General features: G+C 36.6%; 12 protein-coding genes. 8 read left to right on the forward strand and 4 right to left on the reverse strand.

Annotated elements, in window-relative coordinates; all coding sequences use genetic code 11:
• Window positions 1-46: 46 nt before the first annotated feature.
• From ADM90_RS02350 to ADM90_RS02360, 3 genes are all read right to left on the reverse strand, one after another.
• Window positions 47-1957, reverse strand: coding sequence for a helix-turn-helix domain-containing protein (locus ADM90_RS02350; RefSeq protein ID WP_053993462.1), 1911 nt, complete (start codon window positions 1955-1957; stop codon window positions 47-49).
• A gap of 144 nt (window positions 1958-2101) precedes the next feature.
• Window positions 2102-3046 carry an ABC transporter substrate-binding protein gene (locus ADM90_RS02355; RefSeq protein ID WP_053993463.1) on the reverse strand — a complete coding sequence of 315 codons (945 nt, stop codon included), beginning with the start codon at window positions 3044-3046 and terminating at the stop codon, window positions 2102-2104.
• Window positions 3047-3148: 102 nt separating this feature from the next.
• Window positions 3149-4711, reverse strand: coding sequence for an AraC family transcriptional regulator (locus tag ADM90_RS02360; RefSeq protein WP_053993464.1), 1563 nt, complete (start codon window positions 4709-4711; stop codon window positions 3149-3151).
• A gap of 94 nt (window positions 4712-4805) precedes the next feature.
• Here ADM90_RS02360 and ADM90_RS02365 point away from each other — a divergent pair, with 94 nt between their 5' ends.
• The 8 genes from ADM90_RS02365 to ADM90_RS02400 all read left to right on the forward strand — a co-directional run bounded on the left by ADM90_RS02365 (window position 4806) and on the right by ADM90_RS02400 (window position 14020).
• Window positions 4806-5747 (forward strand): ABC transporter substrate-binding protein, encoded by a 942-nt coding sequence (locus ADM90_RS02365; protein ID WP_235473272.1) that lies wholly within the window; start codon window positions 4806-4808, stop codon window positions 5745-5747.
• Window positions 5748-6096: 349 nt separating this feature from the next.
• Window positions 6097-7155 carry an AAA family ATPase gene (locus tag ADM90_RS02370; RefSeq protein ID WP_053993466.1) on the forward strand — a complete coding sequence of 353 codons (1059 nt, stop codon included), beginning with the start codon at window positions 6097-6099 and terminating at the stop codon, window positions 7153-7155.
• Window positions 7148-7693, forward strand: coding sequence for a DUF6661 family protein (locus ADM90_RS02375; RefSeq protein WP_053993467.1), 546 nt, complete (start codon window positions 7148-7150; stop codon window positions 7691-7693). Before ADM90_RS02370 ends, ADM90_RS02375 begins: the two co-directional genes overlap by 8 nt.
• 590 nt (window positions 7694-8283) lie before the next feature.
• Entirely contained in the window at window positions 8284-9240 is a 957-nt protein-coding gene (locus tag ADM90_RS02380; RefSeq protein WP_235473274.1) for an ABC transporter substrate-binding protein, read from the forward strand.
• A 97-nt stretch (window positions 9241-9337) separates the two neighbouring features.
• Window positions 9338-10960 carry an AraC family transcriptional regulator gene (locus ADM90_RS02385; RefSeq protein WP_053993469.1) on the forward strand — a complete coding sequence of 541 codons (1623 nt, stop codon included), beginning with the start codon at window positions 9338-9340 and terminating at the stop codon, window positions 10958-10960.
• A 34-nt stretch (window positions 10961-10994) separates the two neighbouring features.
• The gene (locus ADM90_RS02390; protein ID WP_053993470.1) at window positions 10995-12179 is read left to right on the forward strand and encodes a helix-turn-helix domain-containing protein; all 1185 of its coding nucleotides are present in this window, start codon (window positions 10995-10997) and stop codon (window positions 12177-12179) included.
• Window positions 12180-12224: 45 nt separating this feature from the next.
• The gene (locus tag ADM90_RS02395) at window positions 12225-13223 is read left to right on the forward strand and encodes an ABC transporter substrate-binding protein (protein ID WP_053993471.1); all 999 of its coding nucleotides are present in this window, start codon (window positions 12225-12227) and stop codon (window positions 13221-13223) included.
• The gene (locus ADM90_RS02400; RefSeq protein WP_053993472.1) at window positions 13220-14020 is read left to right on the forward strand and encodes an alpha/beta hydrolase; all 801 of its coding nucleotides are present in this window, start codon (window positions 13220-13222) and stop codon (window positions 14018-14020) included. The genes ADM90_RS02395 and ADM90_RS02400 overlap by 4 nt, the downstream gene beginning before the upstream one ends.
• A gap of 88 nt (window positions 14021-14108) precedes the next feature.
• Here the strand turns inward: ADM90_RS02400 and ADM90_RS02405 are convergent, their stop codons facing one another.
• Complete coding sequence (locus tag ADM90_RS02405; protein ID WP_053993473.1) at window positions 14109-18458, reverse strand: S-layer homology domain-containing protein; 4350 nt, start codon at window positions 18456-18458, stop codon at window positions 14109-14111.
• Window positions 18459-18590: the final 132 nt, after the last annotated feature.

The following is an 18590-nucleotide window of genomic DNA, read 5'->3' on the forward strand; positions in this document are numbered from 1 at the left end:
AACCACTCAAACAATCCAATGCTTGAGTGATCTTATGGAATTTCATTTATTTTTCCTTTGCATGCTGTACTAGCATTTCTGTCACTTCTTCGATCTGTCCTAGGATTGAAATAGGATCTGAAAACCAGAAGCTCCAGCCATCAATTTCAAAAATTTGTTCATTTTGTACAGCATCTAACGTTTTCCAAACTGGTTCGTTTTTATAATCATATGTTTCTGTCGCTTTATCAACAGCTATAAAAATATAATCACCCGCATAATTGGGAAGTAATTCAGGTGATAATTCCAGCCACGGCTTTTCAGGATCAATATCCTCTACTACTTTTGCGGGTAGAGTTAGCCCAAGCCCATCATAAAATGATCGCCCTGTATAACCATTACCATATAATGTTATGTTATTTTTTGCGCCACCAGCAAAAATCGTCACTGTTTGATCCTTACCAATAATACCTTGAACGGTTTGTCTGGCTTTTTCTACTCGTTGATTATAGTCATCCAACCAAGCTTTCACTTCTTCCTCTTTGTCTAAAATTTTACTAAACTCCTCCAATGTTACATCCATTTCTAAATTAAAGGGTATTAAGACTGTAGGCGCAATTTTGGCATATGCTTCGTATTTCTTATCGTCTCCAGTAATAATAAGGTCAGGGTTTAACTCAACTACTGCTTCAAGGGAATCCTCAAAATAAGTAATTCCTTCATTATGCTCTTTCAGATAAGGGCTTTTCATATAAAGCTCCTGTGTTCCTACCGGTTTAATGCCCATAGTTAATAAAAAACCTGGATAATAATCAGTTACGATACGCTTGGGATCAACAGGAATCTCTACATCCCCCTTCACAGTGGATACAATTTTTGTTGTCGACTGCACTTCCGTTGACTCATTAGCTGATGCTTTTGTTTCTCCATTAGTAGAAGTGGGAATAGCAGTACCAGAACATGCACTAAGCAATAAAGTGAAGCATAGCAATAAAGTCGCCATCATAGAGGACTTTGTTTTTTTAGTCATCGGTAAATCTCCTTTTAACTTATATTGATAATAATTATCATTATCAATATAAGGTCGTAGCCACTTTTTATCATTAGACAAAGCAAGCCGATACATAGGACGATACGATTTTTGCTTAGCTGGCTGTTGTTTAAATTGCATTGGCGTTTGCCCGCTGTATTTTTTGAAGATACGAATAAAATAAGAAACATCTTCGTAGCCAACACTCGATGCTATCTCTTGTATACTTAAAGGTGTATGTAATAATAACTGTTGTGCTTTTTGAATTCTGGTATAGATAAGATAATCAATGATACTTCTACCCGTTTTCTGCTTAAATTGCTTCGCTATATAGGGCACACTATAATTCAACATTTGGGCAAGCGATTCTCGTGTGATCGGCTGATAATAGTATTCTTCTATATAATTTTGAATCTGCTCCACAAGGTCTGGTTGCCGAACAATCACCTGCTGTTGATATAACTGCTGCAAAAGTTCATAAATGAATTGATAAAAAAGGGCTTTGACATGAAAATGCGCTAGCTTGCCCTGTTTGAGCCATTCCTGATACATACTTTCAGCTTTTTGCTGTAACGTAAGTGCATTGGAAACTTGAAAAACATATTGAAGCTGAAAAGGCTTTTCACGTTCCCACAACGGTAGCAAACCTTTTTTATGAGGAAGAGGTAGGGTTGCTTTATAGAGAATTAAATAATACTCCACACTATCTTCTACAGCACTGATATGTAGGCAACTCCCTTTACCAATATGAGCTATATAAAAATTCTCTATCTTATAGGGTTTACTGTCTAGCAATATATTAGCTTTTCCTTTTATCGTGTACAAAAAACCGCTAGCTGGTAAACGATACGAGCTATGCTGTTCATCATATTGCATCCTTATAAAACGAATATCAAACACTTGAATGGAGGCAGCTTTCCACAGAAGGATATGATCATCTATATTCACGATTTGCTTTCACACCTTTCTAGTCAAATCATAGAATGGTTCCTCTATAACTATTATAAATGATAAACATTCTCAATAATATCTTAAAATAAAATAACAAAAAAGAAGCACCTTTATCACTAAAGATACTTCTAATTATTTAGCTTATTTTTTATTCGTTAGCCAGTTTGTTAATTCTTCTACCTGAGCCAACACGGCTGTTGGGTCATAATACCATGAACGCTCCTCAGGCCAAACATAAAGATGATCGTTTTTTACGGCTGGCAGGCTACCCCATATTGGATCCTTCTTAAAATCTTCAACTGTGCGATCATCTGAAGTCAAAATAATGTAGTCTCCTGCATAATCTGCCAGTACCTCCTCGGAAATTTCAGCCCACTGCTTTTCCATAATTTCATCCGCTACTTTAGAAGGTGGTTTGCGACCAAGAGCCTGATAGACGGGTTGTCCACCACGTCCAAAATTATCACCATATGCATAATACGTTTTGCCTGCATCCTCTATAATAGAGAAGCTTGCATCCTTTGGAATAATCGCATCTACCTGTACTTTGGCATCGGCAATCTTTTGATCATATTGCGCCAGCCAATCCTTAGCTTCTTGCTCTTTGCCAAGCAACTCACCGAAATAAGTAAGTTCTTCGTGTGCATCCTTCAATTCACCATAAGGTATGACAACTGTAGGAGCAATTTTACTTAAAGCATCATAATTTTCCCCATTGCCAGTAATAATCAAGTCCGGTTTGAGCGCTATAATCTTCTCAATGGACGGTTTCCCATAATCACCTATTTCTTCTACATCCTTTAATGCATCCTTTAAATAATAGTTTTCAAGAGCCAATCCAGGCGCTCCCACAGGTTTCACATCTAATACAAGTAAACTAGCGATATACTCCTCTGCTACAATACGCTGTGGATTAGTCGGAATAACAATTTCACCATTTGTTGTCTGAACCGTTTTTGTTTCTGCTTCTTTTATATCTTGTTCTGCAGTTGGACTAGCGACCTTTTCCTTTTCTCCACAAGCCGTTAACAATAGCAGTAATAATAGAAATAGTGGTGCTAAGAATTTTCTATTTTGCTTCAGCAATCTTTTTCCCTCCATACATATCAATTGATAATTATTCTCATTCATTGTAGAAGAGGGTGAAAAATTTGTCTATGCACAAGAATGATTTACCATCTTGCACTTTTATGATGTCAGTACCTTCATTAATTCCTTCAATTGAGCTGCTGTAGATAACGGATCATAGCCATAAAATAACTCGTACTGATTGATAAAATACACTCGCTGCTTTTGTACAGCCTCCATTGTCCGCCATTCTTCTGAATGTAACAGCTTGATAAGGCGTTTTTTAGCTAGATCGTTAGTAGGAAGAGCTGTGATAAAAATATAATCAGCCGGATAATGAGCGATCTCTTCAAGCTCTACTGTAAAAAACCCCGTATGCTCAATTTTTTCAGCAATAATTGCATCTGGACGCCGAAATCCTAAATCCTCATATAATATATGACTTCCCCTACCATAACTGCTGTCTATACAATAAGCTGCGGCATTATTGCCTAATTCCCAAACAATTGCTGTACCTCTTGAACCGATCTGTTGATCTAACAGAGAGTTACAGGCAAGGATTTGCTCCTCATATTGCTGTAGCCAGCTACCAAATCGCTCTTGCCTATTGACAATATTAGAAATAAGACGAAATTGATCTCGCCAGCTTAATTGCTGACAGGGTAGTTCGACTACTGGTGCTAATGCTAGTAAGGATTGTTTGTCATGCCCCTTGTTATAGTTAATAATGACATCTGGGCAGGCTGCTGTGATTTCCTGATAATTGGAGACCACATTGTGCTCATAACCTATCAATTTATGCCGAGATGGTACTGTTTTTATATTTTCTATAAATGGAGAAAATACGCCTAATTCTGGAATAATACCGAGAGCCAGTAAGCATGCTGTATGGTTTGTGTTAAGGGTAATAACACGTTTTGGCTTCTGATAATAGACCTTAGGCGATATACCAACCAGCTCTTTAAACTTTCGACTTAAATACGTCCCCTCCCTATAGCCTACATTCTGCGCAAGATCATCTAGTTTGGGCATATCATAAAGTAGTTTTTTCTGTGACGCTCGTATTCTCAGCATTGTTAAATATTTACTGAATGTATAGCCTGTATGTTTACGGAATACACGTGAAAAATGTTCTGGGCTTACTTGTGCTTTTGTAGCCATTTGCTCCCTTGTTAAATCCTCATGGAAATGTATGGAAATATAGTCTACTACCTTTTGAACCCACATTCCCTCTTGTTGCTGCTTACTAGCCCATAGTTCGCTATAAACAGTTTCTAATAGTTCAGCGAATAATTTTTGTAAACGAAAAGGATGATTGTGCTCAAAAACTCTCGCTTCTTTTTCTAATGCTATTGCTATATCTATAAGCTTGGATGAACCTTTTGCAATCAAAGCTATATCATGGGCTATTTTTGCTCCGTATGGACGATATTGAAGAGCAAGCCCTGCAATTCGATTCGGTTCTAATAGCTGAAAATCATCAGGATGATTCCATAGTAAAACTGAGCGTGCATGAAGTTCTCTATACCTACCCTGAAAGCAATATTTTACATGGCCATCATAAACAATGATGATCCAAGGCCATAAAGTGGATTCTTCATTGTGATGGAGCATTTCTTCTAATCGCATGATTCGAATAGGCTGATAAAAAGTATAGGGTAGTAAACGATCATCTCTAGTCATTTTTATTATATCTCCCACTCATTGATATTGATTATCATTTTCATTATAATGAAATAAATAAAGAGAAAGCAATATATTTAGGAGGCTTATCACTTTGACTAAGAAGCATCTTATCTTGACTGTAATATTTATGTTTTCCATTGTATTAGCTGCCTGTGGAAATCAATCTTCTACATCAGATAAAGACAGTCAAACAGAGCAAAATCGTATATTAACAGATTCATTAGGACATGAGGTCACAATTCCTGAAAAGCCCCAGCGTGTAATAGCACCTTATTTAGAGGATCATCTTATAGCATTAGGCATTATGCCTGTTGCCCAATGGTCTGTCAAGGGTGGCTCCGTTCAAGGCTATCTTCAGGATTCTTTAAAGGATATTCCAACGATTGAATTTGATCTTCCTTTTGAGGCTGTGACGAGCTTTGATCCAGATTTAATTATTATTGGCTCACCTGATATTGCGGAGGGTGAAAAATATGAGCAATATAGCAAAATTGCCCCAACCTATGTAATGGGAACAGAGGATAGTAATTGGCGTAATAAGCTATTAAAAGTAGGCGAAATTTTTGGACAAACAGAAAAAGCTAACGAAGTCCTAGCTGAATATGAGCAAGCTGCTAAAGAGGCTAAAGAAAAAATTGAAAGTCAGATTGATCATCCATCAGCAGCGGTCATCTGGAATATTAAAAATACAATTTATATGGTGAGTGACACAGCTTCTAGTGGTGTCGTACTATACAATGACCTTGGTTTGCAAGTACCGAACCTTGTAAAGGAAGTATCAGCCTCTGCAACAAGTGATTGGTCACAAGTATCTTTAGAAAAATTTGTACAAATCGATGCCGATTATCTGTTTGTTATCAATAGTGTTAGTGCGGGAAGCGCTGATTTGTTAAGCGATCCCCTTTTAGCCAATATCCCTGCGATTAAAAATGACCATGTCTATGAATTTGATCAAAGTTCAAGCTGGTTATATTCAGGAGCTATTGCCAACCGTCAAATTATTCAAAATGTTGTAGATAGCATAGCAAAGTAAAAAAATCCCTTCAGCGTCCTAAAGCTGAAGGGTTTTATTATGCTCTATATCTTACAAATTCTCGTGAATTTATCCTTAAAAACTGTTACTTCGGAATAAAGTTTAATCAAAAACATCCAGCAACCTCATATTTTACGGTAAACTAAATATACAATTTTTATAAAAAAGTTTGGTCATTTTCACATATTACTGTTTAACAATTGTACTCGATTGTTAAACAAATTTTGGCTGATTCTAAAGAATATTTCACTTAATTAGTTTAAAATGATAAAATTTGAACAAGATTAATAAGAGTAGTTTTTTCCATTTTCTAAATTTCTACTTCTGATAATTAATGGAGGTCTTAACTATGACTAACGGTGTCATTGAAAAAATAGAATTAGAAAACTTCACAATTTTTAATTCTACCAAAGTAAACTTTTCAAAAAACATTAATGTTTTATGTGGAATGAATGGTGTAGGAAAAACTCATTTAATGAAAACTTTATATAGTGTATGTGCTACTAATAACGAATTAAATAATACAAAAAAGCATGAAGAATACTTAGCCCAAAAGTTAATTGGTGTATTTAGACCAGATCAACTCGGCAGATTAGTGAAAAGAAAGCCTGGAAGGCATAGAGCTAATGTAAAAATTAAATTAACTAATAATAGCACACTTGCATTTTCTTTTTCTACTAGTAGCTCCAAATCTGTCAGCACTGAACATGATGAAAATTTCAAACATATAAATAATGCTATATTTATTCCGGTTAAGGAAATTATTTCAGCAACTGAAAATTTTTCTGCGCTCTACGAAGAATATCATATAGCTTTTGAAGAAACCTACTATGATTTAAACAAACAATTATTACGTCCATTGAAAAAAGGACCAAGTAATTCTACACAAAAAAAACTATTAAAAACTCTAGAAGATGTAATAGACGGAAAAATAGTACAAGAGAATGGTCGTTTTTATTTTGTAAAGCCCAAACAGGGAAAATTAGAAATGGGACTTTTAGCAGAAGGATACAGAAAAATTGCAACTATTTTTTATTTAATTGCCAATGGCACACTTGAAAAAGACTCTATTTTATTTTGGGATGAGCCAGAGTCAAATATGAACCCCAAAATGATTCCTATCATTACAGAACTTTTTATTGAATTAGCAAAAATGGGCGTTCAATTATTTATTTCCACTCATAGTTACTTTTTATTAAAAAGATTAGGCATGTATGCCGAATATCAAAATGATAAAAGTAAATTAGATATTCGCTTTATTTCTATGTATAAAAATCCGGATGCTAAGGACACAGACGATATTCTTATAGAAAGTTGTTCACAAGTAGCAGATTTAAATTATAACCCAATAGAAGATGAGTTTTTGAAGCTTTATAACGAGCAGCAGGAGTTGTTTTTCCGTGATTAATTTAATCGAAAGTAATATGAACTTTGAATTTCCTGAAGATATCAAAGTTATTAAACTAGATGATACAACCTTTTATAGAGAACATTTTATGAAGCTTCCTTCTTCTAAAAGTATTGATTTTTTAATAGAGGATAATAATAACTTTTTACTAATAGAAGTGAAGAATTTCAAACTAGCTCTTAAAAATAAAGATACTAAAAATAGGTTTCAAACAGGTAACAAGGATAGCCTTTCACTGGAAGTTGCACTGAAAGTCCGGGATTCTATCTCATGTATATTAGGAGCTACTCGTACATCTCAAGAAAGCGAAATAAGTTCTTATAAAAATATCTTAAAACATAATATCAATTTAAAAGTTATTTTATTATTAATTCCACCTCCATTTTATACAGAGCGTGAAAACATCGCAATCAAAATAGCTCTACAAGATGATTTAAAAAAGAAATTAAAATGGTTAAATGCTAAGATTCATATTTTAGATGATAATGATTTTACGAAAATGAAACCAGATATAAAAATTACTAATACAGCTATTTAGCATTAAAGACATATTAGATTAATAGTACAAACCAAGACCATGGTTTGTACTACTATTTTTATAGTAGAAAGGTAACTATAAGTAGTTTCTAATAGGATCTATATATCTCGCTTCATAGCAATATGAGTTAATTGCTATAGCTAGTAATGTCGTATAAACTTCAGCCCTGCAAAAAATAGAGCGATAGCAGCCTACCAAAAGTTAGTGAAGAATACTAGACCCCTTAAGCCTAAAATGATACAGCCTCCTTACATATTTTGTACCAATGCGCATCGTGACTACACCTGAAAGCCTAACAGTTAGTAAATAGCCTAAAACTTAAGTAACCAGACTACGAGGTCGTAAAGCCCAATTCCTCCTGAATAAATGGTAAAGTAATTCCATAAGTTATACGACCAAAACCCCCTAGTTGTAACAATTAATAGCATACCTGTTATGACAGACACTCAAAAGTTTCTCATCTTTAAAAATGCAACTAGATTTTTGGACAAACCTCAATGTTCCCTCTTCAATTTGTCCATTGTCCTAGACCATGGACTCATTTATGCTAGCCTATATCGATAATGATTATCATTTATGGAGGAAAAGACATGAAAAAATTAAATCGACATATGCTTATTTGCAGCCTATTTCTATTAATAGGAATGCTACTGGCTGCTTGTAGCTCTAGCAATGATGAAACGAATGAGGAAGAGACAACAAAGACAGAAGCAACAACTCGTATGTATAAGGATTATTTAGATCATGAGGTTGAAATTCCAGTAAATCCGGAAAGAGTGGTTTATCACGGTGAAGGCTATGGTGATGTATTAGCCCTAGATGCCAAAACAGTTGGTGCTGGTTTTTCTTGGATTACAAATTATGCGTGGGAAAACCGTGTGAAAGATGTGGAGGACGTAGGTTTTCCTATCAATGTTGAGAAAACACTAGAGCTAAAGCCAGACCTTATTATTATTGCCACGTCTGATGAAAAAACCTATGAACAGCTTTCAAAGATTGCACCAACTATTGTGCTGGATACCTTTGCCCCTATCGAAGAGCGCTTGGCTGAACTTGGGGAGATATTCAATAAAAAACAAGAAGCAGCGGATTGGCTAAATAATTATAAGGAAAAAGCAGATACAATGTGGAAGTCCTTAGTGGATGAAGGCGTTATAAAAGAAAATGAAACGGCTACTGTTTTAACCTATTATCCTGGCGATCGTCTGTTTGTAATGGCACGTACAGGGCTTTCACAGGTTCTTTATGACTCGAATATCTTGAAGCCTGGGGACAAAATACAACAAATCCTTGATGAGGAAACAGGATTTGCGGAAATTTCTACAGAGCTTCTTCCTGACTATGCAGGGGATCATATTTTTGTCCTAACACCAGTGGTTGATGATGCAAAACAATCGACTGAGGAAATGATGGAAAGCAGCATTTGGAAGAACCTACCTGCTGTGAAAAATGGGCATGTATATACGATCGATATTCAAAAAAGTGATAGCGATGCCTCAACTAGAGAATGGCTGTTAACACAAATACCTACTATGCTAAAAAAATAGATAACAAGAGACATTTCATCTTTGTTGAAATGTCTCTTTACTTTCTATACAATACAGTTAATTGATAATCATTTTCATTTAGTAAGGAAGTGAACAAATGGAAGACAAAAAATCAGCTTCTATTCACAATGATTTACTATTTCATTTAGAGGATATTGACTGTATTTCACAGAGCTATCCGTTTATCTCGACTTCTCATCATATGATGATACTTTTTATAGATGGCTGTGGGACATTAACGATTGATGATAGTCCCTATTTGGTGACGAAGGGGAAAATTTTCCTCGTACAGCCTCAGTCTATGATTGATTTATCGGAGCTCAGTAAAGAATTCCGTTTCTATAAAATAGCATTTACAGCTTTCCAGTTAAAACAAGGGGCCCCTTCACCCTATCTAGGTCCCATTTTTTCTGAGGAAGTAGAGTATACCCTTTACCCAAATACGCGCTTTATTCGTCTCATAGAAGATCTACCTAACTTAGATTATCTTAAGCAACAGGGGGCCTTGTATGAACTATTAAATTTACTATTCGAACATCAGCTTCATATGAACTACCAATTAACGATGACAAAGGCCGTTGAGGAGACCATCAACTATATACATAGCTATTATCAACAGCCCTTAACAGTGAAAAAGCTAGCGGAACTTGCCCATATCGCTCACTGGCAATATAGTACAATCTTTCAAACTTTAACAGGAAAGAAACCGCTAGATTATATTACAGATTTACGTCTTACAAAGGCCAAGGAATTATTGCTACAAACAAATGAACCGTTAAAGGCTATTGCACAGCGGGTTGGATTTGATGATGAATATTACTTTAATCGCCGCTTCCGACAAGTGGTTGGGATTCCGCCAAAACAGTTTGCACGACAATCTAAACAAAAAACTGTTGTAAAAGATTGGACAGGACACGAGGTAGCCATTCCTCGCTCACCACATCGTGTTATTTATCATGGAGAAACGTTTGGGGATATGTTGATTTTTGATGTGCAACCAATAGGTGGTGACAAAAACTCTATTAGTAAATCCTTCTATAAAAACCATGTTCCTTATATTCAAGATGTTGCCTTTCCAATCAATCTTGAAAAATCTTCGAAGCTGAACCCTGATTTAATTATCTTTACAAATAATGACGAGCAGCAATATCAAGCACTATCTTCTATTGCACCAACGATTACCCTAAATTCCTGGGATTCATTAGAGGAACGGGTTCTTTTATTAGGACGGTGGCTTAGCCAACAACAGCGTGCAGAAGATTGGCTAGAACACTTTAAAACCCAAGAAAAAACGATGTGGCAGCAGCTTCAAACAGTTGTAGAGCCTGGTGAATCGGCATCTGTTTTGACTTTTGATCATGGCAAACGCCTTTTTATTATGGGCTGTACAGGTCTATCCACTGCCCTTTTCCATCCAGATGGATTTCAGCCTCACCCACAAGTCAAAAAACTACTTCAAGCAGGCGAGGGGTATAGAGAAATACCAATAGATCACTTACCTCAGTATGCTGGTGACCGCATCTTTATGTTGTTATCTGATAAACCCGAATCGCAAATGGCTACGATTGAATTGATTAATAGCGATATTTGGAAAGGACTCCCTGCTGTACAAACTAACCATGCTTATTTAGTGGATGCAACAAAGTGGAATTACGGAGATGCCTTTACAAGAGAGAAGTTACTCGGTGCATTGCCAAAGCTATTGGTTACTGCCAGGTAATTCTCATACTTATAATAAGGGGTGACATTCATATATGAAAACGGAAAGTAGAACAGATACGACAACTCAAATATCACTAAAGGATATTCGAGATTATATTGCTAAAAACCATCATCAACCTCTCACAATTGAGCATCTAGCACTCATTTCTGGTCTGAGTTCCAGCTACTTTGGAGAGGCCTTTAAAAAGGCATTCGGTCAAAGTGCCACAGATTATTTAACGGCGCTACGCATTGGACATGCCAAGCAATTACTGCGTGAAACCGATTTATTACTTCGTGAGATTGCTAGAAAAGTTGGTTACAGTGACGAATTTTATTTTAGTCGAAAATTTAAAAAGGAAGTTGGGATTTCACCTTCTGCTTATAGTAAAATGGCTCGCCAGCGAATTTCTACTTTTTCGGTATCCGCTACTGGAAACTTATTAGCGCTTGGTATCATACCAGTAGCAGCTCCGCTGAATGCTAAATGGAGTCCTTATTATTACAATCATTACCAAGAGAAAATTCCAGTGCATGTTAATATATTTGATGCAGAATCAGAGGACAACTTCAAAAAATTAGCCTCTGCTAAGCCAGACATTCATATTTTTCAAGAGGAACCCTCCCTCTCCATGCTTGATTGGCTTCAAACAATCGGCATCAAAAATGTCTATATACAAGCAAAGGATTGGCGAACACAACTGAGAGAAATAGCTGTAGCTGTCAAAAAGCAAAGCGTGGGTGAGCATTTCATTCAAACATATGAACAAAAGGTATTACAGGCAAGGTTAGAAATTAATCAAGTTACTGGAAACGATACGTTTGCCGTTCTTCGTTTATGCGGTGATCAATTATTTTTATATTGTAATAAAGGGATTCAGGATGTACTGTTTACAGATTTGCAGCTGCGTCCTGTCAATGCGCAACAACAAACATATAACGAGCTTATTACACTTGATCGGCTAGTCAATTTAAACCCTGACCGTTTGCTATTTATCATTTGTCCAGATTCGCCAACTCGAAATTATTGGCTTACTTTACAATACCTTGATCGATGGAAAGAGCTCCATGCCGTAAAAAATGGACATGTCTATGTTTTACCTTCGAATCCTTGGTTTGAATACTCAGCTATTGCTATAAACCGAATGCTAGATGAAATGTTGCTTATGCTAACCGGAAAAAATCCAAATCCTTTTCCTGTCCCCGTCCATGGTAACGTATCTGACGGTGATTTATAATTCTATTTGAGAATGATTATCACTGGAAGGAGACTTTGATGAACAATGAAACAAAATTGTCGTAATCAATGTCATACAATTATAAAATCTGCCTATTTATTAGCGATGTTTTTGCTAACTATTGGCATATTAACGGCCTGCAATACCCAATCAAGCAATAAAGAGGAACAGGTAGAAACGCAGGCAACCTCCGAAAGTACAAAGGAGCAAAATGTTTATCCGTTAACACTAAAAGATGAGGTCGGTAATGAGGTAACACTATCAGCTAAGCCTACTAAAATTTTTGCACCTGTCATGGAGGATTCGTTATTAGCTCTTGGTATCAAGCCTACTATGCAATGGTCCAACGGTGTTAAACCACAGCTCTATTTACAAGATCAGCTACAGGGTGTACCTGAAATTAGCTTTGCAAGTGGTCCCCCATCAGCCGAAGCAATTATGGCAGATAAACCAGACTTAATTATTTTGCACAATTCATTTTATATGGAAAATGGCACATATGAAAAATACGCAAAAATCGCACCAACCTACGTGTTCAATAATGCTGCAAGTGATTTAGAAAGCTCTATTAAAATTTTAGGACAACTATTTGATGAAACAGACAAAGCTGAGCAAGCTTTACAGGGTTATCAAGAAAAAGTAGATGCCGCAAAAACAAAGCTTTCCTCCATAACAGAGGGTAAAAAAGTTGCGTTAATTCGCTTTAATGCAAAAGGTATGTTTTTTATGACGGATGAGTATTTCAGCGGGTATGTCCTAACACATGAATTAGGATTCGAACAAAGCAGCTACGTGAAAAACGGTGCCTTCGAAATATCATTAGAGATTCTACCTGAACTAGATGCAGATTATATTTTCTTAATTAATGATGGTAACCTTGGCGATGAATTTTTAAATGAGCTGAAGAACAGTCAAATATGGCAAAGTACGGCAGCCTTCAAAAACAATCAAGTATTTGAAACATCCGAGGATTACTGGCTAAATGGTGGTATTCATGCACAAGGTAAAGTAATAGAGGATGTATTGGAGTTTCTAGCGCTATGACAATAATGACAAAGAAACCATATACATCCGAAAACTACTTTGAATTTGCCATGTCGTCTCACCAACAGCTAGCCTATCGCATTTTAATTGCAGCCCCAACAGATGCGCCACCAGCAGATGGTTATACTGTTATCTACGTCTTAGATGGGGACGCTCTTTTTCCAACGCTTGCTGAGGCAGTGAAATTACAAACACGTAAACCAAAAGGCTATGATCCCATTCTTGTTATTGGCATCGGCTATCCCTCAAAAGAACCCTTTGATATGGAGCGACGCTGTCACGATTTTACACTACCTGTTAGTGAAGAACATCTGCCACCACGCCCAGATGGAACGCCTTGGCCTCCAAACGGCAAAGCCAATGAGTTCTTAGATTTTATTGAATACGAGCTTATGCCCACTGTCGAAAAGGAATGGCCTATCAATAAAAAGAAACAAGCAATTGTTGGTCATTCCTTAGGCGGTCTTTTCACATTGTATGCTCTATGTGCAAGTCCCCATTTATTTAGTCATGTAGTAGTCGGAAGTCCCTCTGTTTGGTGGGCTAACAATGCCGTACTAAAAGAAATAGACAGATTTGCTGAAGCTTGGAACAGTCAGTATACTATTCATCTTCTACTTACAATCGGTGCTAACGAGCTGTCAGATATGCTCGAAGGAGCTGATCAAGCGGCTGAACAAATGAAGCGGCTAAGTGGCAAAAACATTCATACTACTTATGTGAAGTTTGATGAGGAGGACCATGTGAGTGTTCTTCCTAGCATGCTTGGTCGAATTCCTCGGTTTTTATATTTCTAATTAAAATATGGGTATATCCGCTCAGTCAGTGGAAGGAATAAAAATAAAAACCAAGTAGACCTGTAGGAGCCTACTTGGTTTTCGATATTTATGGAGTTGAAGTAGTAGAATCGTATCCTACTCTTGCATAAATCTTATTTAAATTACCATATTTATCTTCTATAACTATCGTTATCCAATCGTTTTCAACAAATTGAATTGAATGTCTAGGTTTTGCCTGCGCACGTGCATTGCCGATCTGCATTGTCCCTGTGCCTGTCGCTAGTGCTTCAATTGTTTTGTCTTTAATTCCGTTAAGTACGTCTAATGGTTTTCGATCTCTAATTACTGCTTCATCTTTTAATCTTGATTCTGTCACAAAGTAATACTTTAATGTTTCATTAGGCTCATAGTTTTGCTCGGTTGTGGAAGTTAAATCAAAGAGTATATTTAATTGTTGGTTATTTGTATTAGGTTCAAACTTAATAAACACAAATCCTGCATCTAAAGTTCGGTACTTATAAAGACCTGTATTTATGAAATTATGCCCTATATAATTTGGCAGAATCATAAAGTCTCTAGTACCATCTTTCATTGTTACTGTTATTGTGCGATTTATATCTATTGGTGTTTTCGGTCTAATAATTAGCTGACTATCCTCCGTTGTATTTGTTCCTACCGTATAGCTAACAGGTTCATATTGATCTGTCACATCCGCACCAAGCCTATCTGTAATTGTAAGAACCTCTGCTAAATCCAGATTTACTGTATCTCCTGTACTTATAAGTTCCGATTTACCTTCTGCATTCTCACGCATAATCGTCTCGTTAAATGTGAGAGTCAGTGTATTATCGCTGTTGTTACGATAAATTAATCCTGGATAATCCTTATTATCCATTGGTGATTTCATACCGATTCTTGGTGGCGTACCATCCGAATAGAAATTTTGCTTCATTAAGCCTGTTGCTGTTCGATTATGGTCATTATAGTCACTATTTGCCTGATAAATTGTAAAGTTACCATATGTGTCCTCTGCTCCCACATAAACAACATAATCTGTATGAGGCTTTAATGTTACACCTCTTGCCTCTACTGTTCCAGAAAGACCACTTCCTATTTTTTCAACAGATGGTCTACCTTTTAACTCAGCTTCTAAACGTTGCTCATTTGCTGGAACACTTAAGTTCGCATCTGGATTGTCAATCCAATTCCCCTCTTCATCTTGAATTTTCTTTTCAACAAACCAATAATGCACCGTTGCTGTTTCATTCGTTTCAAAGCTAATTGTTGCTTTTGTATCATTATTTGCCATTGGCTTAATTTCCAAGCCTCGGATAAGCGGTGCTTTCACATCATTAAATACTTCTCTAGGACCCGCAATTCGCGAAAGCTCACCACCACGATCTCTTAATACCATATAAACGGAGTAATTATTAAATGGATTTAAGGCATTCTGTGCTACAGATACAGGGAATTTTTGTGTAGTTGCTTCTAAATCGGCTGTACCTGTACCGCTTGTCACATAAATATTATTTCCATTTATTTGGAACTTGTTCGATCTATTTGTACTGTTAAATTCATTAATAAAATCACGCGCTGTAATTTCATGATCTGTTAAATATTGCTGTAATGTTTTTGTTACACCATTATCTATCACCACATTCGGTAAAATCATATAGTAGTATGTCCCGGCCTTATTTGGACTAAATTCAACTTCCGCTCGTCTAAATCCGTCCGATTCATCAGCTCTATTGATAACATTTTCAATCGTTATAACAGGCATTACTGTGTCTGCATGCTTATATTCTGCATAGTTACGAACTGGGTCACCCGGCTGTACGGTATTTATATTTTCAAATGCATTATCTGCTAAATCTTTTACACCAGGTAATACAGTTACACGCAATGTATCACCATTAACAAAACCTGTATCAGATGGAATCGTTAGCAATACTTTTCTACTGCCTGCTTCATATTTTACTGCTGATGGTTTAATGCCCCGTTCTCCTGTAACATTAACGATAACAGTACCTGTTAATAAATAATTATCAATATTGTTGGCACTTTCTGGATCTAACGCCTCACTCACCGTTAGCTCGAACTGATTATTATTTTTCCGTTCTAATTGTCCTAATCCCACATATGGATGAACAAGATCCAACTCCGATGTTGTAAATTCTCGTGCCACAGGAGGGTCTACTGATAAATTACCCGAAGCATCTCGCATAACAACATAAAGCTGATAAACCGTTTCAGCCTCTAAACCTGTGAGCATTCCTTCAACACCTAGTTTACCAGCTACTGCTTTATCGCTACCTGTTGGATTCGCGATAATATCCTCTGTTGTTGGATCTGGGGCTGTTGTTTTTGGACGTACGTAATAGTAGTAATCCCCAGGCTCACTCGCTGTAAATGTAAACTCTGCACGTGTGCCCCCATGTAAAGGTGTAACTTGTAGTGATCTTACAACTGGCGGTGATGCATCCTTCATCTGGAACGATTCTGACACAATATCCGAGGCATTCTTCGCGCCATCCACAACTAGAATATAGATTACATATTCCTTTTTCTCCCCTAGATTGGAAACTCTAATGGTATTTGTACCATTGACTGCTGCAGCGGTGCCATGCGCTATATTTTGATTGGAAAGACGGTCAATCATTTCACGTCTTGTTGGTGCATCTGCATCCGCTTCACGTACAATATAGTAGTATGTGCCCACTTCATTTGAATTGAATTTCACTTCAATCTCACTGCCATTTAATACCTGTAGATCGGTAATGCTGACAGTAGGCTTTGTTTTATCATCAGGCTGCTGATTGTCAATATCATCTTTATCAATCGGCTTACCATCTGGGTCTGTAATACTACCTACATTGTCTTTATCCTCTAGGAAGTCGTCGAAGATATTATTTGGCGTTTCGCCCTTAGGAATAACTACTTTATCGATATATGTGTAGTCGCCAATATCAATCTTGCCGTATTTATTTTCAACATATAATGTACCCACTCGCCCATCAATATATAGCTCAAGGTCTTTGTTACCCTTGTAATTAATCCAATCAATATTGCCTTCGCCATAAATGGTAAGCTTTGTTTCTGTATTGATATTTAATGTACCAATATCACCTTGAATTTCAAATTCTTGTACACTACCATTAATATCTACACGTGGTAGCTTTGTATTTGTTTCAATTTTTGTCCCTGATTGTGATACGACTAGGCGTGACACTGTACTGTTATAGAATATAAGATGCTTTTCAACATTCTTCATTTCCTGCTTTTCTTTTGTCCAGTTCACAAAAGGCTTCTCTTGTTCAGCATCTGGTTTAGTCCAATTTTGCAAATCATTTGTTGGATTATTAGTAGATGAAGCTTCTTCCTCGTTATCTGGATTAGACCAATTGATAAAGGAAGTATTTAAGCTTGCCACGCGTCCCATTGTTAATGGCTGATTATAAGTAGTACCTAGACGTAAGGATGGACGCACTGTTTCATTAACAAACACTGTACCTGTTAGTGTAATATTTGAAAACTCAATATAGTTACCATTCACAACGATGGACGCGCCAAGAGAACCATAATCCCCATCGAATTCAAGGAAGCTTGAACTTGTGCCACTTGCATTTAAAGTTAATTTTGACACAGAGAGGAGGCTTTTCCCTGAAAGGTTACCCTCAATCAGTGCGCCTTTTAAAACCTCTGCATTGTCCTCATTGAAAATATGCGCAAGGCTATCTGAAACTCTATAGGCTTCTCCGTTAATATAAATAGCATCCTCATCGACCTTTGTAATCTTAAAGGATGTTTCATTGCTCTTTTTCTCTTGTGCACCAACAACAAACGATGCAAATTGTCCCCGCGTTACAGGCTCAAATGGAGAAAATGTAACAGGTGTTGTTCCCTCTGTAATATTCAAATCAATTAATGTTTGAATATAAATAGCATTGCTCGATTTGCTATCAACATCCTTGAATATATGATTATACGTAGGAGATACCTCTAAATGGAAAGCTAATACAATAATTTTAGCTAGCTCGCCACGAGTAATAGGCTCGTTTGGCATAAATGTACTATTTGAATAGCCAGACATAATGCCTGCATTTTGTAATGCCGCTACAGAGCGATAAAATTCACTACTTTTAGGCACATCTTTGTAATAAGGATCTTGCACATTTTTAGTATCTAGTTTTAAAGCAGTTGCCAGCATCTTGGCAGCCTGCCCTCGCGTTACACTTACATCTGGTCGGAATGTATTATCCAAAAAACCATCAATAACACCTTGCGAATATAATTTTAATATATCATTATAATGATCTGAGTATTGGTCAATATCCTTGAAGGGTGATGTAGCCGCTGCCGCTTTTTGCGGTGGAGGCACAACAACAGCAATCCCACTTGTAGCAAATACCGTAGCAATCATGGCTTTGTTTACTTTTTGGATTTTAGTTTTATCCATCTCACTCGTCCTTTCATTTATGTAGGCTGATACGTACAAATATCATTTTTCTCATATTCTTTATATCGACCAATAGCTAGCGAACCTTCATAGATAAATATAAGAAATTCAAATAAAATATAATTTCAAAGC

Source organism: Lysinibacillus macroides (assembly GCF_001281525.1).
Classification (GTDB): domain Bacteria; phylum Bacillota; class Bacilli; order Bacillales_A; family Planococcaceae; genus Lysinibacillus; species Lysinibacillus macroides.

Excerpts from the sequence above, each read along its gene's own strand:
- ADM90_RS02390 (WP_053993470.1), top strand. The coding sequence starts at position 10,995 with ATGAAAACGGAAAGTAGAACAGATACGACAACTCAAATATCACTAAAG.
- ADM90_RS02395 (WP_053993471.1), top strand. The coding sequence starts at position 12,225 with ATGAAACAAAATTGTCGTAATCAATGTCATACAATTATAAAATCTGCC.
- ADM90_RS02400 (WP_053993472.1), top strand. The coding sequence starts at position 13,220 with ATGACAATAATGACAAAGAAACCATATACATCCGAAAACTACTTTGAA.
- ADM90_RS02370 (WP_053993466.1), top strand. The coding sequence starts at position 6,097 with ATGACTAACGGTGTCATTGAAAAAATAGAATTAGAAAACTTCACAATT.
- ADM90_RS02380 (WP_235473274.1), top strand. The coding sequence starts at position 8,284 with ATGAAAAAATTAAATCGACATATGCTTATTTGCAGCCTATTTCTATTA.
- ADM90_RS02385 (WP_053993469.1), top strand. The coding sequence starts at position 9,338 with ATGGAAGACAAAAAATCAGCTTCTATTCACAATGATTTACTATTTCAT.
- ADM90_RS02405 (WP_053993473.1), bottom strand. The coding sequence starts at position 18,458 with ATGGATAAAACTAAAATCCAAAAAGTAAACAAAGCCATGATTGCTACG.
- ADM90_RS02360 (WP_053993464.1), bottom strand. The coding sequence starts at position 4,711 with ATGACTAGAGATGATCGTTTACTACCCTATACTTTTTATCAGCCTATT.